Origin of the sequence: Bradyrhizobium sp. SZCCHNS30572 (genome assembly GCF_032484415.1) — a bacterium.
Taxonomy (GTDB): Bacteria; Pseudomonadota; Alphaproteobacteria; order Rhizobiales; family Xanthobacteraceae; genus Bradyrhizobium.
The window spans coordinates 205,850-226,912 of the sequence record NZ_JAUESY010000003.1 but is presented as its reverse complement, the minus strand read 5'-3'; the positions used below and the strand labels follow the sequence as shown (position 1 = coordinate 226,912).

Sequence of the window (21,063 nt, the reverse complement as noted above, 5' to 3'; positions counted from 1 at the left end):
GTGGCGCCGCTGGTCAGCATCTCCGAACTGAAGGTCGCCTTCGACGGCACGCCCGTGCTGCACGGCATCGATCTTGACATCGGTAGGGGCGAGGCCATCGGCCTCGTCGGCGAGTCCGGATCCGGCAAGTCGGTGACGTGGCTCGCGGCGCTGGGTCTCCTGCCCGGCAAGGCGAAAGTATCAGGCTCGGCCAGGCTCGAAGGCCGCGAACTGCTCGGCGCTGACGGCAAGGTGCTCGACCAGGTGCGCGGCCGCCGCATCGCGATGATCTTCCAGGATCCCGCCAGCGCGCTCAATCCGGTGCTCACGATCCGGCGCCAGTTGTGCGAAAGCCTCGCGCTGCATCGCGGGCTGCGCGGCGAGGCTGCGCGGGCCGAGGCGCTCAGGCTGCTCGATCTCGTCGGCATCCCCGATGCGGCACGCCGGCTGTCCGCCTATCCGCACGAGTTCTCCGGCGGCCAAGTCCAGCGCATCATGATCGCAATGGCGCTGGCCGGACAGCCCGAGCTGCTGATCGCCGACGAGCCCACCACCGCGCTCGACGCCACCATCCAGGCGCAGATCCTCGATCTGCTGTCGGCCATCCGGCGCGAGTTCAACATGGCGATGGTCCTGATCAGCCATGACCTCGGCGTCGTCGCGGAGAATTGCGACCACGTCTGCGTGATGTATGCCGGCCGCATCGTCGAGCGCGCGCCCGCGACGCGGCTGTTCGATGATCCCTGGCACCCTTATGCGCAGGGCCTGATCGGCGCGCTGCCGCCGCTCGATGGCGCCAGGCGGCGGCTGCAGGCCATTCCCGGAACAGTGCCTGATCCGCGCGCACTGCCCAGCGGCTGCGCCTTCGCGCCGCGCTGCACGTTTGCCGGCGACGGCTGCCATGCCGGCGTGCCGCCGCTGGCGCCGGTCGAGCCGGACCGCGCGGTGGCCTGCCTGCGGCCGCAGCGCCTGCCGATGGAGCTCGCCGCCGAATGACAGCGCCGCTGGTCGAGGTCCAGGCGATCTCGCGCACCTATCGGATGAGGACCGGCCTGTTCGGACGCGCCGCATCCGTCCACGCCGTCGACGGCCTGAGCTTCTCGATCCAAAAGGGCGAGACGCTCGGCATCGTCGGCGAGTCCGGCTCCGGCAAATCCACCACCGGCCGCATGGTGCTCGGTCTCGAGCCGCCCGACCGCGGCAGTGTGCGCTTCGACGGCGCCCCGATCGCAGCACCAGGCTCGGCGGCGTGGCGCGCCCAGCGCGCGCGCATGCAGATGATCTTCCAGGATCCGCTCGGCGCGCTCGATCGACGACTTCCCGTTGCCGCGCAGATCCGCGAGCCGCTCGACATCCACGACATCGGCACGGCCGCCGAGCGCGACGCGCGCGTGCATGAGCTGCTCCAGGCTGTCGATCTCAACGACGGCCATGGCGCCCGCTATCCCGGCGCGCTGTCGGGCGGTCAGCGCCAGCGCATCGTGCTCGCCCGTGCGCTGGCGACCAAGCCCGACTTCCTCGTCTGCGACGAACCGGTCAGCGCGCTCGACGTCTCGATCCAGGCGCAGGTGGTGAACCTGCTGGTCGATCTCCAGGCCCGGCTCGGTCTGACGATGCTGTTCATCAGCCATGATCTGCGCGTCGTCCGGCAGATCAGCAGCAAGGTGGCCGTGATGTATCTCGGCCGCATCGTCGAATATGGCGATGCCGACGACCTGTTCGCGCGGCCGCAACATCCCTACACGCAGGCGCTGGTGTCCGCTTCCCCTGCTCCGGGACGCCGCAGCACCAGCCGCATCGTACTGACGGGCGACCCGCCGAATCCGGCGGCGCGCCCCGCCGGCTGTGCCTTCCACCCGCGCTGCAGCCACGCGACCGCCCGCTGCGCCAACGAGTCGCCCGCGCTCGCCGCCCTGGATCGGCAGCGCCAGGTGGCCTGTCATCTCGTTTCGGGGCTGCAGTCGCAGACCGAGGTCGCCGCGTGATGCTGCGCTATTTCGCCATCCGCCTGGCGCGTGCGCTGCTGACCATCGCACTCGTCGTCACCTTTGCCTTCATCGTGCTGCGGCTGTCGGGCGATCCCGCGCTGATGATCATGGGGCCCGAGGCGCCGCCCGAGGTCATCGCCGCCTTCCGCAAGGCGTGGGGTCTCGATCATCCGATCTGGATGCAGTATCTCGACTACTTCAAGGCGATCGGCCAGGGCGAGCTCGGACGCTCGATGCGCGACGGCCGGCCCGCGATCCAGCTCGTCATCGAGCGCATCCCCGCGACCTTGGCGCTGACCATTCCGGCGTTCCTGCTGAAAGTGCTGCTCGGCATTCCCGCCGGCATCTACGCCGCGCTGCACCGCGGATCGGCGATCGACCGCGCCGTGATGATCACGGCGGTGGCGGGCTTCACGGTGCCGAGCTTCGTGCTGGCCCTGATCCTGGTGCTGATCTTCGCCGTGCAGCTCGGCTGGCTGCCGTCGGGCGGACAGGACTCGTGGCGGCACGCCATCCTGCCGATCGTGACGCTCGGCTTCGGCGGCGCCGCGGTGCTGGCGCGGTTCACGCGCAGCGCCATGCTGGAAATTCTCGGCCAGCCCTACATCAGAACGGCGTCGGCCAAGGGCGTGCCGTGGCGCCGGGTGATCACGGATCACGCGCTGCCCAACGCGGCGATCCCCACCGTCACCATTCTCGGCTTCATGGTCGGCAGCCTGATCGCCGGCGCGGTCGTCGTCGAGAGCGTGTTCTCCTGGCCCGGCGTCGGCCGTCTCCTGGTCGTCGCCGTCGCCAACCGCGACCTCGCGGTCGTGCAATGCATCCTGCTGCTGGTGGCGATGACCATGGTCACGTCGAACCTGATGGTGGATTTCCTCTACGGCCTGCTGGATCCGCGGCTGCGTAGCAAGGGAGCCGAGGCATGACCGACCTTGCATTGAAATCGCCTGCCGCGCGGCGGCTGTGCTGGCCGAACATTCCCGTCTCCGTGACCATCGCAGTCGGCTGGATCGTCGCGATGCTGCTGCTGGCGATCTTCGCCGATCAGCTCGCGCCGCATGGCTTCACCAAATTCGATCTGCGCAATCGCCTGTCGCTGCCGGGCAGCCCGGCGCATTGGCTCGGCACCGACGAGCTCGGTCGCGACGTGCTGTCGCGTCTGATCGTGTCGATCCGGATTTCGCTCTTGATCGCGTTCGGCGCGACCGCGATCTCCGCCATCGCCGGCACCACGCTCGGCTTTCTCGCCGCGCATTTCCGCGGCCTGGTCGAGCAGGCCGTGCTGATGCTGGCGGACTTCCAGGCCAGCATGCCGTTCCTGATTCTGGCGCTCGCCGTGCTCGCCTTCTTCGGCAACTCGCTGCCGCTCTTGATCGGGTTGATGGGCCTGTTCGGCTGGGAGCGCTATGCGCGCATCGCGCGCGGCCTCGCCATCTCCGCCAATGCACAAGGCTATGCCGCCGCCGTCCGACAGCTCGGCGCAACGCCGCAGCGCGTCTATCTCAGGCACATCCTGCCGAACATCGCCTCGACCCTCATCGTGTCGATGACGCTGGTGTTTCCCGAAGTCATCCTGCTGGAGTCCGGTCTCTCCTTCCTCGGCCTCGGCGTGCAGCCGCCGATGACGAGCCTTGGCAACATGGTCGGCTATGGCCGCGAATATCTGACGCGCGCACCATGGATCATGTTGGCACCGGCGATCACCATCGTGGTGACGACGCTCGCCGTCTCGATGATCGGCGACTGGCTGCGCGACCGGCTCGATCCGACGCTGCAATAGCCTCGATCAGCGACGAGCCTCGTGACTCGCCGCGGCACTATGCTCGCAGATGATCAGGGCATGCCCCGCTTGCTCGCCCGCCAGCGCCATCCATCTCGACGCCTGCTGCAACCACTGATCGCGGCGAGCCGGATCGCGTTCGGCCTCCTCGCGACAGCTCAATGCCGCAGTCATGCACGCCGATCTTCTGTCCATGAATCATGGTCCGACACATCAATTTAAACGGCACTTACATATGATATCGCGACTTCAGATTGCGATCAATTCGATGCTGCCTTGCCGCTACGCTTCCGCATGACGCATCGGCAATGAATGATGCGCGTGACAGGCGGCGACCGCGGCATGGCCGAATGCCACCGCGATCTGATGCAGGTCGGTGACGACGTCGCCGATGCCATAGAGTCCCGCGACGCCGCAGCGCTGCTTGGCATCGACCTCGAGAAAGCCATCGGATGTATGCCGCGCGCCGAGCTTGATGGCGAGCTCGGAGCGAACATCGGCGCCCATCGCAGGATACACGATCTCGAACCGTTCGCTGCTGCCGTCGACGAATGACGCCTCGATCGCACCGTCTTGGCGCTGCAACGCATGAAGTTGTGGCGTCACCCGAACGCCGGCGGCGGCGAGCTCCTGCCGCTTCGCCGCATCCTGCTCATCATCGATCGGGATCAAGGTGACGTCCGAACTGTAGACGCGCATGAACAGCGCCTTGCCAGCGGCGTGACCGAGCGCGCCCACGATGGCGATCTTGTGGTCGATGGTTTCAAAGCCGTCGCAGACCGGACAATAGCGCAGCTCGCCGTCACGGACCGCCGCTCTCCAATCGGCGAGCGACGTCTGCTTGTCGACGATACCCGTCGCGAGGATGACGCGCTGTGCCGCGACCGCACCGCGCTCGTGAGTCGCGACCAGATCTCCGTCATGCGTCTCGAGAGCGCTCACCGTCCTCCGGACGATAGGAACGTGAAGTTCCTCGACCTGCCGCTGCATTCGTGCGAGCAGCTCGCTTCCGGGCATGCCGTTCGGGAACCCCGGCAGGTTGTGGCTCCGCGGAATCAGCGCTGCCCGCGATGCGCCGCCAGCGACGACCACGACCCCACGCCGGAACCGGGCCAGGTAAATCGCGGCCATCAGTCCAGCTGGCCCGCCGCCTATGACGAGGACTTCGGTGCGCATTGCCGCCCTGCTCCAGTCCTGGCTCAAGCTGCATCGGAGCAGAAAGTTCTCGCGCGGAAAACATTTCGGCAAACGTGTCGATGAAATCGACCCGGAACTCTCTGGAACACAAGTGGAACTTTTGCCACTGAGGGACGTTAACCTATGTCACTGCCGCGGCGGAAAAGCCGTGCAAACTTGGCAGCGAGGGGATTTGTTGCGAGGGCGCGTGGATGCGATTTGTAAATTCGACTGATGAAAGCTTGATGGCGTACTACGAAAGTGTCCGAAAGCAGGTGGCCGCCGACAGCCGGATCGGGGGCCCCTACCGTTTGATCGGCGATCGGGCCAAGCAGTATGCGCAGGAGCTCCAGGCCGAGATGCGGCGGCGGCAGTTGCGCTTCACGCCGATCGATTGGCCGAACTGATTGGGCAAGGGATCGTGGGGCTCACCTCAGCGCTCAAGTTGAAGTATTGCGTTCGACCAGACAGCGCGGCGGTCGTTATTGCGCCCTCTCCCCTTGTGGGAGGCAAGTAGGACAGAGTTTGCGGACAGGCTTGCGATGCCCTCTCCCACAAGGGGAGAGGGCGCTGTATTCTGCAGTGTCACCGCAAAGCCGCGCGAAGCGGGGTCGTCATCATTCCCACGACCAGCTCGAGAAATCATTCTCGAACTGCGGCACGTCCTTCCAGACACCCTTGAGCTTCTTGTTGATGATTGTGATCCACTGCGGCTGGAACAGGAAGCCCGCAGCGGCATCGGTCGCCAGCATGCGCTGGGCATCGCCGAGCAGCTTGGCGCGCTCGGTCTCGTTCGGCGTATCGACAATCGACTGGTAGAGCTTGTCGAAGGCCTCGGACTGATAGCCGAAGTAGTAATTCTTGTCGGTGAACTTCACGAGATCGAACGGCTCGACATGCGAGACGATGGTCAGGTCGAAATCATGCGGTCCGTTGAAGACCTGTGACAGCCACGCCGCCCATTCGAGATTCTCGATCTTGGCGACGATGCCGACCTTGGCCAATTGAGCCGCGAGCACCTCGCCGCCCTGGCGGGCATAGGCCGGCGGCGGCAGCCGCAGCGACAGTTGCAGCGGCGTGGTCACGCCGGCTTCGGCGAGCAGCTTCTTGGCCTTCTCCGGGTCGTAGGGATTGATGTCGGTGGTGTCGACATAGCCGAGCGAGCCCGGCACGTAGAAGCTGCCGATCGGCGTACCCAGGCCGTCGACGGCGCCTTCGACCATCGCCTTGCGATCGATCGCAGCAAGGATCGCGCGGCGGACGCGGACGTCGTCGAGCGGCTTCTTCTTGTTGTTGATGGTGACGATCGTCTTCGCCTTTGAGCCGCCGATCAGCACGGTGAAGCGCGGGTCGGACTTGAACTGCGCGATGGTGCGCGCCGTGGTGCCGCGCGGGAAGGCATCGACGTCACCCGACAACAGCGCAGCGACCTGCGCCGCCGGATCGGAGATGAAGCGGATCGTCACCTTGGACAGCTTCACGGCTGCGGCGTTGCGATAGTCGGGCCATTTGTTCAAGGTCAGGGACGAGCCCTTGGCCCAGCTCCCCAGCGTGTACGGTCCAGTACCGACCGGCTGCGTCGCGTTGGTCGGCGCGCTCTTCGGCTCGACGATCGAGGCGGTGGCCTGTCCGAGCAGGAACGGCAGGTTGGGCTCAGAATATTTCAGCTTGACGACGATGGTCTCCGCGTCGGGAGCCGTCACGGACTCCATCGCCTGGAACAGCGCCTTGTCCTTGTTGGTGCTGTTGGCGGCGCCGGCGCGCTCGAACGAGAACTTCACCGCGGCGGAATCGAACGCCTCGCCGTTCTGGAATTTCACGCCCTTGGCGAGCTTGAACGTGTAGCTCTTCAGATCGGACGAGGCCTGCCAGCTCGAGGCCAGCAGCGGCGAGACCGAGCCGTCCTCGTTGATCTTGGTCAGCGTCTCATAGACGTTGTAGAGCGTCACCTCGGCGATGGCCGCCGCGGCCGCGCTGGTCGGATCGAGCCCCGGCGGCTCCAAGGTCATGCCGACAACGACGCTATCCTTCTTGCTCTGCGCGAGAGCCGGCGCGACGGCCGCAACGAGCGCGGCCATGGCGATGATCGATAGTTTCTTGAACATTGTTTGTTTCTCCCTGAGGAAGCCAAATTACGCGTCAAAGCGGCTTCGAGACAAGTGGCTGCAGTTCCGTTGCGACGAGCGCCGGCAGCGCCATTACGCTTTCCGCCCGATGGCAGGCAGCGGAATGCTGTCCGGTGAGCGCTCGCAACGCGGGGGCCGTCGCGCGGCACCGGGCATCGGCGAGCGGACAACGGGGCGCGTAGGCGCATCCGGCCGCGCCGAGGGATTGCGAAGCGATCGCAACGCTCTCGCGACGGCGCCGGACCGCGTCGGCCTGGGCCCGCGGCACGGCGTCGAGGAGCGCCCGCGTGTAGGGATGCGCGCAACTTCCGAACAAGTCCTCCGGCCGCCCGCGCTCGACGATGCGGCCGAGATACATCACCGCAACCTCGTCGCAGAGATAGTCGACGACCGCGAGATCATGACTGATCAGCACGTAGCTCAGGCCGAACTGCTCCTGCAGATCCTGCATCAGGTTGAGAACCTGCGCCTGCACGGAGACATCCAGCGCCGACACCGGCTCGTCGGCGACGATCAGCTTCGGCTGGGTGATCAGGGCCCGCGCGATCGCGATGCGCTGGCGCTGCCCCCCGGAAAATTCATGCGGATATTTGTCCATGTCGGCATCGCGCAATCCGACCTGCCGCAGCACGCTCGCGACGCGCCTGCGGAGAGAATCGCGATCCGAGTGTTCGAGAGCGGTCAGCGGCTCGGCGACGATGCGCGCAATGGTCTGGCGCGGATCGAGTGATCCGTACGGATCCTGAAATACCATCTGGAAATCGCGGCGCGCCCGCCGCAGCTCATCCACCGGGAGGCGGTTGAGATCGCGGCCCACCATCAGCACCGATCCCGCTGACGGCCGCTCCAGCGCCATGATCAGCCGCGCCAGGGTCGACTTGCCAGAGCCGGACTCGCCGACGATGCCGAGGCTCTTGCCCGCCTTCAACGACAGCGACACGCCGTTCAGCGCGAGCACCTCGCCGGGCGGCCGCAGCAGACTCTCTCGCGGCAGCGTGTAGCGCTGTACGAGATCCCTGACCTCGAGCAGCGGCGTCTCTGCAACTCCTTGCGCGGCGGTGCTCAAGCGACCACTCCCGCCGGATCACACGCGAGCGCGACGCCGGTCCGGATGCACCGGACGCCGTGCCCGGCGCCGATCTCGATCGACGGCGGCAGCGCCGTGCGACAGGCGTCGATCGCCAGCCCGCAGCGATCTGCGAACGGACAACCGGCCGGAAGATCGGCGAGCTCCGGCACGGTACCCGCGATGGTCGCAAGGCGCGTGCCCTTGCGGGCCCCGAGCCGCGGCCGCGCGCGGAACAGGCCCTGCGTGTAGGGATGCCCCATGCGCGAGAACACGGCGTCCGTGGTGCCGCTCTCGACCACCGTGCCGCCATACATCACGATCATGCGCTGGACGTTCTCGGCGATGACACCGAGATCATGCGAGATCAAGATCATCGCCATGCCGCGCTCGGCGACCAGATCGGCGATGAGGTCGAGGATCTGGCGCTGGATGGTGACGTCGAGCGCAGTGGTCGGCTCGTCGGCGATCAGCACGTCGGGCTTGCAGGCGAGCGCCATCGCGATGGTGATGCGCTGGCGCTGGCCGCCGGAGAACTGGTGCGGATAGGCGCCGTAGCGTCGGGCGGGATCCGGCAGACCGACGCGGTCGAGGAGCGCGATCGCCTGTCGTTTCGCCTCGGTCGCCGTGCAGCCGATATGCCGCAGCAGCGGCTCGGCCACCTGATGACCGATCGTATGCATCGGGTTGAGCGCGGTCATCGGCTCCTGGAAGATCATGCTGATGCGGTTGCCGCGCAGCTTGCAGTAATCGGCATCACCGAGACCGACCAGCTCGCGGCCATCGAGCGTGATGCTGCCGCTGACGACGGCGCTGTCAGGCAGAAGGCCAAGCAGAGCGAGCGCCGTGATCGACTTGCCGCAACCGGACTCGCCGACGATGCCGAGCGTCTCGCCGCGCCGGAGCGTGAAGGAGACCTCGCGCACGGCTTGCGCCGAGCCGCGGCTGGTATTGAGCCGGATGCCGAGACCCGACACATCGAGCAGAGGCTGATCGCCTACCGTCATCGCTGCCTCGCCAGCCGTGGGTCGAGCAGATCGCGCAGGCCGTCGCCGAGCAGGTTCAGGCCGAGCACCGCGAGCGCGATGGCGGCACCGGGATACACGGCGAGGCTCGGCGACTGGAACAACAGGGTCTGCGCATCGTTCAGCATGCGTCCCCAGGACGGCTGCGGCGGCTGCGTGCCGAGGCCCAGATAGGACAGCGCCGCTTCCGCCAGGATCGCCAGCGCGAACTGGATCGTCGCCTGCACGATCAGAATCGACAAGATGTTCGGCAGCACGTGCTCGATGGTGATGCGGAAGCGGCCCTTGCCGGCGGCGCGCGCAGCCAGGATGAACTCGCGCGCCCAGACCGCACCGGCCGAGCCGCGGGTGACGCGCACGAACACCGGGATCTGGAAGATGCCGATCGCGGTGATCGACGTGACCATGCCCGGCCCGATCACGGCCGCCAGCATGATCGCCGACAGTACCGCAGGAAAAGCGAAGGTGAAGTCGCTGAAGCGCATGATCAGTTCCTCGGTCCAGCCGCGCTGCGCGGCTGCGATCAGGCCAAGGCAGACGCCGCAGGTGAGACCGATGCCGACGGCGATGATGCCGACCAGAATGGTCGCGCGCGCACCCACCAGCAATAGCGAGACGATGTCGCGGCCGAGCACGTCGGTGCCCAGCCAATGCGCTGCTGATGGCGGCCGCAATTTGGACGCGACATCGATCTCATAGGCCGACCATGGCGTCCAGAGCAGCGACAGCAGCGCGGCGCCGAGCACCAGCAGACAGAGCAGCGCGCCGATCGTGAAGCTGCGATGGCGCAGCGCGCGGCGCCAGAACGCGTTGGACGCAGGCGCAGCGCCCGTTTGAACGACCACGGCGGAACTCACAGCTCGTGCACCTTGATGCGCGGATCGATCACCGCATACAGGACATCGACCACGAAGTTGACGATGATCACCATGGCCGCCAGCAGCATCACGCAGTTGCGCACCACGATCAGGTCGCGATTGGCGATCGACTGGAAGATGAGGCGCCCCAGGCCCGGGAGATAGAACACGTTCTCGATCACGATGGTGCCGGCGAGCAGGTTGGCGAATTGCAGCCCCATCACGGTGAGCACCGGGATCATGGCGTTGCGCAGCACGTGCTGCCACAGCACCTCGCGCTTCGTCAGGCCCTTGGCGCGCGCGGTGCGGACGAAATCCTCGCGCAGAACGTCGAGCACGGCCGAGCGCGTCACCCGCGCCAGGATCGCGGCCTGCACCACTGCCAGCGCCACAGCCGGCAACAGCAGCGCGCGCAGACCCGGCCAGATGCCGTCCTCCCAGCCGGGAAAGCCGCCGGCCGACAGCCATTGCAGCTTCACCGCAAACAGGAGGATCAGCAGGATCGCGAACCAGAAGTTCGGCAAGGCGATGCCGATCTGGGTCAGCGACATGACGCCGACATCGCCGAGACGGTTGTGATTGGCGGCCGTGTAGATGCCGGCCGTGAGCGCCAGCACGGTCGTGAGCCCCATGGCCAGGATCGCGAGCGGAATGGTCATCGCCAGCCGCTCGCGGATCAGTTCGGCCACCGGCGTGCCATAGGCGTAGCTGTTGCCGAGATCGCCGCTCAGAAGGCCGCCGATCCAGTGCAGGTAACGCAACGCCAGCGGCTGATCCAGCCCGAGCTTGACGGTCAGCGCCCTGACCGCATCCGGCGAGGCATCCGCGCCCATCAGCATCTGGGCGGCATTGCCCGGCAGCGCGTCGAGCACCAGAAATATGATCAGCGACGCGCCGACGAGGGTCGCCAGCAAGGTCAGGAAGCGCCGCAGCAGAAAAACGCTCATTCGCGCCGGGACTCCAGTTTTCGGCGGCCGCACGTTCCACAGCTTTCGGCTCCGATGCAAGCCCGTTGCCTGCATGATTGCCATTGCCGGGCGGAGGCACCTTCGCACACCGCACCCGCCGGGGTATCGCCGGCTTGATTCCGGTCAACGGCGGAGCGCCGGCGACCGTCATCATGCGGCTGATCGCAACAACGCAAGGGCCCATCTCGATCATGACCATCCGTCCGAGCTTTCTCTGGGGCGCCTCGACCTCGGCCTTCCAGATCGAGGGCGCGGCGCACCTCGACGGTCGCGCCGACAGCATCTGGGATGTCTATCTGCGCGCCCCCGGCCGGGTGAGCCACAACGACACCGCCGAGACCGCCTGCGATCACTATCATCGCTACGCGGAGGACGTGGCGCTGATGCGCGATCTCGGCCTCAATGCCTATCGGTTCTCGATCGCCTGGCCGCGGCTGCTACCGCAAGGCCGCGGCGCGGCCAACGAAGCCGGCCTCGCCTTCTACGACCGCCTCATCGACGCCCTGCTTGCCGCTGAGATAGAGCCGTGGCTCTGTCTCTACCACTGGGACCTGCCGCAGGCGCTGGAGGCGCTCGGCGGCTGGCAGAACCGCGACATCGTCGGCTGGTTCGCCGACTATGCCGCGCTGGTCGCGCGGCGCTATGGCGACCGGGTCAAGCGCTTCGCCACCTTCAACGAGCCCTGCGTGTTCACGCTGTTCGGCTACGGCCTCGGCTGGCACGCGCCGGGGATCGCCGACGGAGCGGCCCTGCACAAGGCCATTCATCACGTCAATCTCAGCCATGGCCGCGCCGTCGACGTGCTGCGCAGGGACGTGGCCGGCGCCTCGATCGGCGCCATCCACAATCGGCAGCCCTGCTACCCTGCGAGCGACAGTGCGGAGGACGCCGCGGCCGCCTTGCGGCTCGCCGCCTATTGGAACGATGCCTTCCCGTTTCCGCAGGCCTTTGCCTGCTACCCGCCGGAGCTCCAGGACGCCGTCGCGCCCTATATCGCACCCGGCGACATGGCGCAGATCGCGCGCCCCGTCGACTGGTTCGGGCTCAATCACTATTCGCCGCATTACATCAAGGCGGGCAGCAACCTGATGGGCGCCAGCTTCGGAGCGCCTCCCGCGGCAGTGCCGCGCAGCGCAATCGGCTGGCCCGTCGTGCCCGAGGCGTTCCGCGATACGCTCCTGGACATCCACAGCCGGTTCCGGCTTCCGATCTACGTGCTGGAGAACGGAACGGCGGCCAATGACACCGTCGATGCATCCGGCTGCATCCAGGACGACGGCAGGATCGGCTATCTCAAGGCCTATACGACCGCGATGGAACAGGCGATCGCGGCGGGCGCCGACGTGCGCGGCTATTTCGTCTGGTCGCTCCTGGATAATTTTGAATGGGGAGCGGGCTATTCGCAGCGCTTCGGCATTGTCTATGTCGATCGCGCCACCCAGCGCCGCATTCCCAAGGCGTCGGCGCGGTGGTATTCGAACATGATTGCCGCTCACCGGGTATCCGACGATCCCGCCGGGCGGCACAACCGGGCGGAAGAGTGAGGATGAGCGAACGCGTTCTTCTGGGCGACATCGGCGGCACCAATGCGCGGTTCGCGCTGCTTGACGGCCACGTCATCGGCGAGGTCGCGCATCTCAAGGTCGCCGACTTCCCGACCATCACGGACGCGATCACCGACTTCCTGTTGCGACACGCCGCCGGCGGCCCGCCCACCGCGGCCGTGCTCGACATCGCCGGCCCGATCGAGCGCAATCGCGGCATGCTCACCAACTCGACCTGGGTGATCGACGGCGCCGAGCTGGCGGAGCGGTTCAAGCTGCGCTCGGCCAAGCTCCTGAACGATTTCGAGGCGGTCGGCTGGTCGCTGCCGGCGCTGCATCCCGACGACCTGTTTCCGCTTGGCGGAAGCGCCGCGGTCGACGGCGCGCCGATGCTGGTGATCGGCCCCGGCACCGGCTTCGGCGCCGCGTGCTATCTCCCGGCAGAAGGCCGTCCCACGGTTGCCGTGACCGAGGCCGGCCATGCCACGCTGCCGGCGACGACGGCGCGCGAGGCCGCCGTGCTCGCCAAGATGCGCGAGCGCTTCGGCCATGTCTCGATCGAGCGTGCGCTGTCGGGCATGGGCCTTGCGAACGTCTATCAGGCCATTGCCGCGGTCGACGGGGTCACGGTGCCGCCGCGCGATGCCGCAGCGATCACTCACGCCGCGCTGGACCGCAGTTGCGCCACCAGCCGCGCGACTCTCGACATGTTCTGCGCCTGGCTCGGCGCCGTCGCCGGCAACCTCGCGCTCACCTTCTGCGCCCGCGGCGGCGTCTACATCGCCGGCGGCATCCCGCCGCGGTTTCCGGACTACTTTGCCAGATCCGATTTCCGCCGGCAGTTCGAGGGCAAGGGGCGCTATGACAGCTATCTGCGTCCGATCCCGGTTCATCTCGTTATCAAGCCCGACATCAGCTTCCTCGGTCTCAAATCGTTCTTCGAGGCCGGCATCACCGCGAGCGGCGGCTCCCCGACCCACTGAGATCGAATGAGCGACATCGTCACGATCACGCCGAACCCGGCCGTCGACATCTCGACGACCGTCGAGAAAATCGTGCCGGTGGCCAAGCTGCGCGGCACGACGCAACAGCGAGATCCCGGTGGTGGCGGCATCAACGTCGCCCGTGTCATCGCCCGCCTCGGCGGCGACGTCACCGCGCTCTATCCGGTCGGCGGTCCGACCGGCCTGCTGCTGAAGCAGCTCGTCGAGAAGGAAGGCGTCGCCAGCCGCACCTGGGCGACGGCCGAGGACACGCGCGAGGACTTCTTCGTCCAGGAGCGCGTCAGCGGCCAGCCCTATCGCTTCATCCTGCCGGGTCCGACGCTGACCGAGGCCGAATGGCAGGCCGGCCTTGCCTTGCTCGCAGCCCAGGATCCGTTTCCCCGCTTCGTCGTCGGCAGCGGCAGCCTGCCGCGCGGCGTGCCGACCGACTTCTATGCGCGCGTTGCGACGCTTGCACGGTCACGCGGCGCGCAATTCGTGCTCGACACCTCGGGGCCAGCTTTGGCCGCGGCGGTAGCCGGCGGCATCGACCTGATGAAGCCGTCGCTGCACGAGATGCAAGAGCTGGTCGGCGGCGCGCTGCCCGATGCCACGGCGTGGGAGAAAGCCGCCCACGCGCTGGTCGCGAGCGGCAAGGCCGGCACCGTCGCGCTGACCATGGGTCATCTCGGCGCCCTGCTGGTCACCCGCGACCGCGTGCTGCGCGCTCAGCCGCTGACGATGGTGCCGGTCAACGCAGTCGGCGCCGGTGACAGTTTTCTCGGCGCATTGGTCGCGAAGCTCGCCGCGGGCGAGTTGCTGGACGACGCGTTTCGCTTTGCGGTCGCCGCAGGTGCCGCGGCGCTGCTGCGCACCGGCACCGCGCTGTCCGATCCCGCCGACGTCAGCCGTCTGCAGGCTGACGTGCGGCTTGAGACGGCGTGACATCGCTCGCCGCATCACCGTTGAGCCGATCGAGCGAGAGCAGCAACCCGCCGACGCGCTCCAGCGACGACATCCACTCTGCGAGGCGGTTGAAATTGTCCACCATCCAATTGAACGACCCCTGCACCAGCGTGAACGCAGCGGCTGCCTGGGTGAGTTCGCCCAGGGTCATCTGATCGCCGAGGAACTTCGGCGCGCACAGCACGAGGCCGATGATCGGCGCGAGCAGCGTATTCAGATGAGACACCAGGGTGTTGCGCATCAGCTGCCAGCACAGCCGCTTCCATTGCTGGATCGTGCGGTCGAGCGCCATCCACAGCCCGGCAACGACGCTGCGTTCTTCCTGCTTGGGCGCGATGCCTTCGCCGATGTCGCGCAAGTGATGGGCTGCGGTGATCAGCTCCGACTCGGCCTGGTTCTTGGTCTGGATGACGCGCGTGAGTGGCGAACCGACCCACAGCATGGCCCCGGTCACCAGCCCGGAATAGATGACGACGCTGACCACCAGGTAGCCTGGAATCCACAATTGGTGCCCGGCCACGGCAAAGCCGATGGATCCGCCGACCTGCCACAGCACCTGGACGAACACGACCGCCGTCAGCAGCGAGGAGATCACACTGACCACGAAGTCGATCGGTGCATCGGTGGCGATGCGGACATCCTCGGCAATACGATACTCCGGAATCTTCAGATCGCCCTGCACCGTCGCGAGCCGCGCATAGCGATCGTTCTCGACCCAGTAGTTGATCACCTTGGCGCTCAACCATTGCCGCCAGTTGCGTTGCATCACCATGCGGCCCCACACCGAGACGATCGCCAGCACGACGCTCGCCAGACAAAGCGGAATGAGCAGAACGGCCTGCTGCCGCAGCCGCGTCGGATCGCGGCCCTCCAATGCGTCGAAGAAATCCCTGTTCCAGTAATTGAACCGAAACTGCACGTAGAGCTGAAGCACCACGAGGACGATCAGGGCGACGCAGAGCAGCCAGACCCGCCATGCCGTCGATCCGAGCCAGAATTGCCGCGCCGTGAGCCAGAACCGCGACCATTCGCGATTGCCGTCCTCGTTCTCGTCGTCGGAGATCATTGGTGATCCGGATGGGTACGATTGATGGGTCTTAACAAACATCCTCGCCTATGGTGGAACCGTTGTCATCCCGCGATTTAAGGGGCTCGCGAAGCGCCTTGCTTGATCTTGCGCAAGGCAGTCGCCGCCCGCCGCGACAAACTGAAGTTCGCGCTGCGATGCGGGAGATCACCGATGACGGCACCCGGCTACATCCGCTGGTTCAAGGACCTTCGTATCGAGGACGTGCCCGGCGTCGGCGGCAAGACGGCCTCGCTCGGAGAGCTGTATTCGGCGCTGGCGTCGCAAGGCGTGCGCGTACCCAACGGCTTCGCACTGACGGCCGCCGCCTATCGCGACGCCTTGCGCGCGACCGGCGCCGACGACGCGCTGCGCAAGCTGCTCGCCGGCCTCGACAAGCGCCGCATCGCCGATCTCGCCAAACGCGCGGCGAAGGCGCGCGCGATCGTGTTCGCGGCGACCGACCGTGACGATCTACGCCACGAGGTCGCAGAGGCTTACAAGCAGCTGGAGCAGGAGTATGGCCGCGGCGTCGCGGTTGCCGTGCGCAGCTCGGCCACCGCCGAGGACCTGCCGAATGCGAGCTTCGCAGGCCAGCACGAGAGCTTTCTCAACATTCGCGGCGCCAAGGACCTGTTCGAGGCGTGCCGCCGCTGCTTCGCCTCGCTCTATACGGACCGCGCGATCTCCTACCGCATCGACAACGGCTTCGACCACGACAAGGTCGCGCTGTCGGTGGCCGTGATGAAGATGGTACGCTCGGACCGCGCCGCGAGCGGCGTGATGTTCTCGTTGGACACCGAGAGCGGCTTTCGCGACGTCGCCTTCATCACCGGGGTCTACGGCCTCGGCGAGACCATCGTGCAGGGCACGGTCGATCCGGACGAGTTCTACGTCCACAAGCCGACCTTCGCGGCCGGCTTCCGCAGCGTGCTGTCGCGCCGGCTCGGCGCCAAGGACAAGCGGATGGTCTATGCCAAAGCCAGCGCAAAGGCCGGCGCGCGCAGCCGTGGCCCGACGACGCGCACCGAGGCGACGCCGCCGGCTGACAGGGCGAAATTCTGCATCAGCGATGCCGACGTGCTGGAGCTCGCGCAGGCCACCATCGTAGTCGAGGAGCACTACTCGCAGAAGGCCGGCAGGCCGACGCCGATGGACATCGAATGGGCCAAGGACGGTCGCGACGGTGCGCTCTACATCATCCAGGCGCGGCCGGAGACGGTGGCCTCGCAGCGGCGGCCCGAGGCGATCGAGACCTACGTTCTGAAGAAGACCGGCAGAACGCTGGCAACCGGCCGCGCCGTGGGCGAAAAGATCGCCACCGGCAAGATCCGCTTGATCCGCACTCCCAAGGATCTGAACGCGTTCCGCCCCGGCGAGGTGCTGGTCGCCGCGTCGACCAGTCCGGACTGGGAGCCGGTGATGAAGACCGCGGCGGCGATCGTCACCGATCATGGCGGCCGCACCTGCCATGCCGCGATCGTCGCTCGCGAGCTCGGCGTGCCGGCCGTGGTCGGCACGGAGGATTTCAGCAAGCGCGCGAAGACCGGAACGACGGTCACTGTCTGCTGCGCGGAGGGCGACGCCGGCCATGTCTACGACGGCGCACTGCCGTTCGATGTCGAGCGCCTGGCGATCGACAGATTGGAGAAGCCGCGCACCGAGATCATGGTCAATCTCGGCAATCCCGAACTGGCCTTCAAGACCGCGCTGCTGCCGAACGATGGCGTCGGCCTCGCCCGCATGGAGTTCATCATCAACCAGGCGATCGGCATCCACCCGATGGCGCTGGCGACGCCCGCAAAGGTGACCGCGGCAAAGGACCGCGCGACGATCAAGCGCCTGACCGCGCGCTACAAGAAGCCCGCCGACTTCTTCGTCGAGCGGCTGTCGGAAGGCGTCGGCACCATCGCCGCGGCATTCCACCCGCGGCCGGTGATCGTGCGCCTCTCGGACTTCAAGACCAACGAATATGCCAGCCTGATCGGCGGCTCCGATTTCGAGCCGAAGGAAGAGAACCCCATGCTCGGCTTCCGCGGCGCCTCGCGCTATGCGCATCCCGCCTACGCCGCCGGTTTCGCGCTGGAATGCGCGGCGATGAAGCGCGTGCGCGACACGATGGGGCTCTCCAATCTGAAGATCATGATCCCGTTCTGCCGCCGGGTCGAGGAGGCACGCAAGGTGATCGCGGCGATGGCCGGGCATGGCCTCGTCAGAGGCGAAAACGGGCTCGAAATCTACATGATGTGCGAGATCCCGAACAACGTGATCCTGATCGATGAGTTCGCCAAACATTTCGACGGCTTCTCGATCGGCTCCAACGATCTCACCCAGCTCACGCTCGGCGTCGACCGCGACTCCGACATCGTCGCGTTCGATTTCGACGAGCGCGATCCCGGCCTGCTGGCGATGCTGCGGATGGCGGTGGAGGGCGCGCACCGCAACCATCGCCATGTCGGCATCTGCGGCGAGGCGCCGGCAAACTATCCGGAAGTCGCGCGCTATCTGGCCGAACTCGGCATCGATTCGATCAGCGTCAATCCGGCGAGCATCGTGCGCACCATGGAGATCGTCCGTACCGCTGAGCGGGAGCTCGCGACCCACACGCCGCAAGCGCTGGCAAGCTGATCATGGCCGAAATTCAGGAGCTGCTCTTGAAGAAGTCCAGCACGGTCGAAGCGCCGCCGACGACGTCGCCGCCGCCATACAGGCTTGCCAGGAACGTGCCGCGATGGCTGGCGCCGGTGACCGCGATGCCTTGCGCAAAGCGGCCGTCGGCCGCCAGCGGCATCTTGACGAGGCTCGGCGGTAGCGCCTCGTCGAGAAGACCGTAATAGAACCGCATCGGGGCGTCATAGTCCCAATAGGTCGAGCTATTGCCGGCCAGACGACGGAGGAAGCGGCTGTTGGTCTCGTGGGTGAAGCGCTCGAAGAAGCCGTCGACCAGCAGGTCCGAGGGCTGCGGCACCGACTTGCTGAACGCCTCGTCCATGCTGTAGTCGGCCCAGTATTTCTCGGCCAGCGCGAGGTGCTGCGGCTTGATCGCAGTCTTGAACAGGTCGCCGAGCCGGTAATACTGGCGATAGCTGCCCAGGAGGACGATGACGCAGGGCGTTATCCAGATCGGCTGCTTCGGATAGGTGCTGTCGGTCGACGCGCTGCCCGATTGGGCCGACACCCAATAGCGCATCGAATCCGCAAGATTGTTGAACGGACTCTGCGTGGCGCTCGCCGCCACCGCGACGCGCCGCCGCTGCAATTCCTGGCGCAGCCATTGCGTGTTCAAGGCACCCTGCGACCAGCCGTTCAGGAACAGCCCGGACTTTCGCAGGCGGAGATGATCGAGCGCGAGCAGACCCGCGCTCAGCACGTCCAGGCAGCACTGCACGGTCGCGTCCTTCACCGCATAGGCCTCGCCTCGCCCCTGGCGATACGGTCCCTTGCCGAGATAGTCGGCCGCGATCAACGCAAAGCCGTTGCCGACAAGGCGCTGGACGTTGAACAGCGTCTCGATCGAATCGACATTGTCGCGCGGCTCGTAGTTCGGATCGGCCAGCTTGACGAGATTGGACGGGACCTGGTCGAACGACAGGATGGTGCCGTGCTGCCACGACACGACCGGCAGTGCGCCCTTGTGATCGGCGGGCAGCGCGAGCAGGCCGCTGACCTTGACGCGCTCACCGGTGCCGGGAATGCGCGTGTAGGTCGTCAGCCGACGCAGTTCGACGTCGACCCGCGCCCCGTGCTTGTCGGCCGAGAATGGCGGCAAGATATTGTGCTCATTGAAGACGGCGTGGAGCTTCGCTGCGAGCGCATCGAGCCGATCCTTGCTGACGCGCACCGGCTGGCCGAGGCTTGCGCCGTCACGTGGCTGCGCGACAGCCGGGCCGGCGGAGAACGACAAGGCCGCAGCGCCGAGGCCAAGGCCGGCTGAGGCCAGCAGCCTTCGGCGGGATGGCCGGCCGGCCGAGGCTGCAGAGCTGAGCTCCGGCCCGGTTGGCTTGGACTTCGGCGGAGCCAACGCCTCTTCGGATCCCGTGACCAGGGTCTCCAGGCCGATCATTCGCCGCTTCATCACGTCCCTCCGAGCCGCCTACAGCCGAGGGTAGTTCACAAAGCCTAGCACTTGCTAAATGGTGCAGCAATTGGAGCCGGATGTTTCGACGGTCGCCTGCACCGTCGAGCCTCGAGTGGTCGCGTCGCGGCTCGCCTCCACACGTCAGATGCCGCCATGCGAATGATTTGCGATGGCGTTCTGGGGTACACACCAAGAAGAGATCGCGAGGAAGAGATGATGGCCTACCGCGCGGCCTCGAAACCTCCGAGCACTGCGGTCAGGTTCTGCCCAAGAATGTCCGAGAGATAGCCGCCCTCCTGCACGAACACCGTGGGAAGGCCGAGCCGCGCGATCGCGCCGCCGATGCGACGGAAACCCGGCGTCGTCACGGAGAGCCCCTTGAGCGGATCGTGCTCGGAGGCATCGAGACCGAGCGCCACCACGAGCGCGCCGGGCGCGAACGCATGAATCGTCTTGGCCGCGGTCTCGAACGCCTTGAGATAGGTGTCGTCGCCGCTCTTCAGCGGCAGCGGAATGTTGAGGTTGGCGCCAAGCCCCGCGCCTGCGCCGCGCTCATGCGCATAGCCCCAGACGAACGGGTAGTAATGCGTGGGGTCGGCGTGGATCGAGATGGTGAGCACGTCGGGCCGCTCGTAGAAGATGCCCTGCGTGCCGTTGCCGTGATGGACGTCGACGTCGAGGATGGCGACGCGCTCGTAGCGCTGACGCAGATGCGCGGCCGCGATGGCGGAGTTGTTCAAGAAGCAGAAGCCCGAGGCCATGTCTCGATAGGCATGGTGGCCCGGCGGCCGGCACAGCGCGTACACCGCATCCTCGCCATCGAGCAGCAGTTGCGCCGCGGTCGCAGCCACGTCGGTCGCGGCGCAGGCGCCTTCCCACGTCCCCGGCCCGATCGGCGCCGAGGTATCGGTCGTGTGCCAGCCCAGCCGCCCGACGATGTGCGTCGGATAGGTGGCGGCATTGCGAACGGGATGGATGTTCGGGATCATCTCCGCACCGGCATCGCCGAGCGCGGCCCAAGCGTCCCAAGCCTCTTCCAGGAAACTGAGGTATTCCGGACTGTGCACGCGCGCGCGAGCTTCCTGGCCGAAATGAAGCGGCGCGACCACCTCGTGATGGCCGGCCTTCAATCCCGCAAGCAGACGATCCGCCCGCTCGGGCTGCTCGGTGGTGCGCTTGACGACGCCGCGCACCAGATAGAATTGCGGATCATGGCTGCGATGCAGCTCGGTGTAGACGGCCTTCACGCGCAGTGGCTCCTGTTCGCTTGCACCGACGATTGTGCACGCAGTCGCAGCCGATACAAGCACAGATGGTTCGCACGTCCGTTGGTCCGTGCCCGCAGCTTCCAACCGGCGGAACGGAACGCTGCGCCTCGCATCTTGCCGGCAGCGGGTTCGCCGGGATCCGGGCGATCTGGCGCGAAGCGCGGTGGACGTGAGGAGAGATCCGCATGCTGGC

19 protein-coding genes are annotated in these 21,063 nt (G+C 66.6%); 10 read left to right on the top strand and 9 right to left on the bottom strand.

Going from position 1 to position 21,063, the window contains the following annotated elements; genetic code table 11:
• From QX048_RS09305 to QX048_RS09290, 4 genes are read left to right on the top strand one after another with little or no spacing between them, the layout of a single operon-like run.
• The gene (locus QX048_RS09305) at positions 1–975 is read left to right on the top strand and encodes an ABC transporter ATP-binding protein (protein ID WP_316191968.1); all 975 of its coding nucleotides are present in this window, start codon (positions 1–3) and stop codon (positions 973–975) included.
• Positions 972–1,964 (top strand): oligopeptide/dipeptide ABC transporter ATP-binding protein, encoded by a 993-nt coding sequence (locus tag QX048_RS09300; RefSeq protein ID WP_316191970.1) that lies wholly within the window; start codon positions 972–974, stop codon positions 1,962–1,964. Before QX048_RS09305 ends, QX048_RS09300 begins: the two co-directional genes overlap by 4 nt.
• Complete coding sequence (locus tag QX048_RS09295; RefSeq protein WP_315714392.1) at positions 1,964–2,893, top strand: ABC transporter permease; 930 nt, start codon at positions 1,964–1,966, stop codon at positions 2,891–2,893. The genes QX048_RS09300 and QX048_RS09295 overlap by 1 nt, the downstream gene beginning before the upstream one ends.
• Positions 2,890–3,747: an ABC transporter permease gene (locus QX048_RS09290; protein ID WP_316191972.1), complete on the top strand. Its 858-nt coding sequence runs from the start codon at positions 2,890–2,892 to the stop codon at positions 3,745–3,747. The genes QX048_RS09295 and QX048_RS09290 overlap by 4 nt, the downstream gene beginning before the upstream one ends.
• A 282-nt stretch (positions 3,748–4,029) precedes the next feature.
• Here the strand turns inward: QX048_RS09290 and QX048_RS09285 are convergent, their stop codons facing one another.
• Entirely contained in the window at positions 4,030–4,923 is an 894-nt protein-coding gene (locus QX048_RS09285) for an NAD(P)/FAD-dependent oxidoreductase (RefSeq protein ID WP_316191973.1), read from the bottom strand.
• On the opposite strand from QX048_RS09285, the gene QX048_RS09280 reads away from it, so the two are divergent.
• The gene (locus QX048_RS09280; protein ID WP_315714267.1) at positions 4,916–5,158 is read left to right on the top strand and encodes a hypothetical protein; all 243 of its coding nucleotides are present in this window, start codon (positions 4,916–4,918) and stop codon (positions 5,156–5,158) included. The genes QX048_RS09285 and QX048_RS09280 overlap by 8 nt on opposite strands.
• 10 nt (positions 5,159–5,168) lie before the next feature.
• Entirely contained in the window at positions 5,169–5,330 is a 162-nt protein-coding gene (locus QX048_RS09275; RefSeq protein WP_315714266.1) for a hypothetical protein, read from the top strand.
• A gap of 210 nt (positions 5,331–5,540) precedes the next feature.
• Here the strand turns inward: QX048_RS09275 and QX048_RS09270 are convergent, their stop codons facing one another.
• Genes QX048_RS09270 through QX048_RS09250 form a run of 5 tightly spaced genes read right to left on the bottom strand, consistent with a single transcriptional unit; the run spans position 5,541 to position 10,944 of the window.
• Positions 5,541–7,028, bottom strand: coding sequence for an ABC transporter substrate-binding protein (locus QX048_RS09270; protein WP_315714265.1), 1,488 nt, complete (start codon positions 7,026–7,028; stop codon positions 5,541–5,543).
• A 34-nt stretch (positions 7,029–7,062) separates the two neighbouring features.
• Positions 7,063–8,115, bottom strand: a complete 1,053-nt coding sequence (locus tag QX048_RS09265; RefSeq protein WP_316191974.1) for an oligopeptide/dipeptide ABC transporter ATP-binding protein — start codon at positions 8,113–8,115, stop codon at positions 7,063–7,065.
• Positions 8,112–9,122, bottom strand: a complete 1,011-nt coding sequence (locus QX048_RS09260; RefSeq protein ID WP_315714263.1) for an ABC transporter ATP-binding protein — start codon at positions 9,120–9,122, stop codon at positions 8,112–8,114. The genes QX048_RS09265 and QX048_RS09260 overlap by 4 nt, the downstream gene beginning before the upstream one ends.
• A complete protein-coding gene (locus QX048_RS09255; protein ID WP_316191975.1) occupies positions 9,119–9,985 on the bottom strand; it encodes an ABC transporter permease in 867 nt (288 codons plus the stop codon). The genes QX048_RS09260 and QX048_RS09255 overlap by 4 nt, the downstream gene beginning before the upstream one ends.
• Positions 9,986–9,993: 8 nt before the next feature.
• Positions 9,994–10,944, bottom strand: coding sequence for an ABC transporter permease (locus QX048_RS09250; RefSeq protein WP_315714261.1), 951 nt, complete (start codon positions 10,942–10,944; stop codon positions 9,994–9,996).
• A gap of 212 nt (positions 10,945–11,156) precedes the next feature.
• On the opposite strand from QX048_RS09250, the gene QX048_RS09245 reads away from it, so the two are divergent.
• From QX048_RS09245 to QX048_RS09235, 3 genes are read left to right on the top strand one after another with little or no spacing between them, the layout of a single operon-like run.
• Complete coding sequence (locus QX048_RS09245) at positions 11,157–12,509, top strand: GH1 family beta-glucosidase (protein WP_315714391.1); 1,353 nt, start codon at positions 11,157–11,159, stop codon at positions 12,507–12,509.
• A gap of 2 nt (positions 12,510–12,511) precedes the next feature.
• On the top strand, positions 12,512–13,492 hold the full coding sequence (glk, locus tag QX048_RS09240) for a glucokinase (RefSeq protein ID WP_316191976.1): 981 nt from the start codon (positions 12,512–12,514) through the stop codon (positions 13,490–13,492).
• 6 nt (positions 13,493–13,498) lie between these two features.
• On the top strand, positions 13,499–14,437 hold the full coding sequence (locus tag QX048_RS09235; RefSeq protein ID WP_315827712.1) for a 1-phosphofructokinase family hexose kinase: 939 nt from the start codon (positions 13,499–13,501) through the stop codon (positions 14,435–14,437).
• Here the strand turns inward: QX048_RS09235 and QX048_RS09230 are convergent.
• Positions 14,397–15,524: an SbmA/BacA-like family transporter gene (locus tag QX048_RS09230; RefSeq protein WP_315714258.1), complete on the bottom strand. Its 1,128-nt coding sequence runs from the start codon at positions 15,522–15,524 to the stop codon at positions 14,397–14,399. The genes QX048_RS09235 and QX048_RS09230 overlap by 41 nt on opposite strands.
• Positions 15,525–15,698: 174 nt before the next feature.
• Here QX048_RS09230 and ppsA point away from each other — a divergent pair, with 174 nt between their 5' ends.
• A complete protein-coding gene (ppsA, locus tag QX048_RS09225; protein ID WP_315714257.1) occupies positions 15,699–18,152 on the top strand; it encodes a phosphoenolpyruvate synthase in 2,454 nt (817 codons plus the stop codon).
• Between the two features lie 13 nt (positions 18,153–18,165).
• On the opposite strand, the gene QX048_RS09220 is transcribed toward ppsA, so the two are convergent.
• Together QX048_RS09220 and QX048_RS09215 are read right to left on the bottom strand one after the other, a co-directional pair.
• A complete protein-coding gene (locus tag QX048_RS09220) occupies positions 18,166–19,599 on the bottom strand; it encodes a lysophospholipase (protein ID WP_315827711.1) in 1,434 nt (477 codons plus the stop codon).
• 224 nt (positions 19,600–19,823) lie between these two features.
• Positions 19,824–20,849 (bottom strand): histone deacetylase family protein, encoded by a 1,026-nt coding sequence (locus QX048_RS09215; RefSeq protein WP_315714255.1) that lies wholly within the window; start codon positions 20,847–20,849, stop codon positions 19,824–19,826.
• Positions 20,850–21,063 lie beyond the last annotated feature (214 nt).

What these genes read in the sequence shown, in the direction of transcription:
- QX048_RS09300 (WP_316191970.1), top strand. Translation starts at nt 972, where the DNA reads ATGACAGCGCCGCTGGTCGAGGTCCAGGCGATCTCGCGCACCTATCGG.
- QX048_RS09295 (WP_315714392.1), top strand. Translation starts at nt 1,964, where the DNA reads ATGCTGCGCTATTTCGCCATCCGCCTGGCGCGTGCGCTGCTGACCATC.
- QX048_RS09290 (WP_316191972.1), top strand. Translation starts at nt 2,890, where the DNA reads ATGACCGACCTTGCATTGAAATCGCCTGCCGCGCGGCGGCTGTGCTGG.
- QX048_RS09285 (WP_316191973.1), bottom strand. Translation starts at nt 4,923, where the DNA reads ATGCGCACCGAAGTCCTCGTCATAGGCGGCGGGCCAGCTGGACTGATG.
- QX048_RS09275 (WP_315714266.1), top strand. Translation starts at nt 5,169, where the DNA reads ATGGCGTACTACGAAAGTGTCCGAAAGCAGGTGGCCGCCGACAGCCGG.
- QX048_RS09270 (WP_315714265.1), bottom strand. Translation starts at nt 7,028, where the DNA reads ATGTTCAAGAAACTATCGATCATCGCCATGGCCGCGCTCGTTGCGGCC.
- QX048_RS09260 (WP_315714263.1), bottom strand. Translation starts at nt 9,122, where the DNA reads ATGACGGTAGGCGATCAGCCTCTGCTCGATGTGTCGGGTCTCGGCATC.
- QX048_RS09250 (WP_315714261.1), bottom strand. Translation starts at nt 10,944, where the DNA reads ATGAGCGTTTTTCTGCTGCGGCGCTTCCTGACCTTGCTGGCGACCCTC.
- QX048_RS09245 (WP_315714391.1), top strand. Translation starts at nt 11,157, where the DNA reads ATGACCATCCGTCCGAGCTTTCTCTGGGGCGCCTCGACCTCGGCCTTC.
- glk (WP_316191976.1), top strand. Translation starts at nt 12,512, where the DNA reads ATGAGCGAACGCGTTCTTCTGGGCGACATCGGCGGCACCAATGCGCGG.
- QX048_RS09235 (WP_315827712.1), top strand. Translation starts at nt 13,499, where the DNA reads ATGAGCGACATCGTCACGATCACGCCGAACCCGGCCGTCGACATCTCG.
- QX048_RS09230 (WP_315714258.1), bottom strand. Translation starts at nt 15,524, where the DNA reads ATGATCTCCGACGACGAGAACGAGGACGGCAATCGCGAATGGTCGCGG.
- ppsA (WP_315714257.1), top strand. Translation starts at nt 15,699, where the DNA reads ATGACGGCACCCGGCTACATCCGCTGGTTCAAGGACCTTCGTATCGAG.
- QX048_RS09220 (WP_315827711.1), bottom strand. Translation starts at nt 19,599, where the DNA reads ATGAAGCGGCGAATGATCGGCCTGGAGACCCTGGTCACGGGATCCGAA.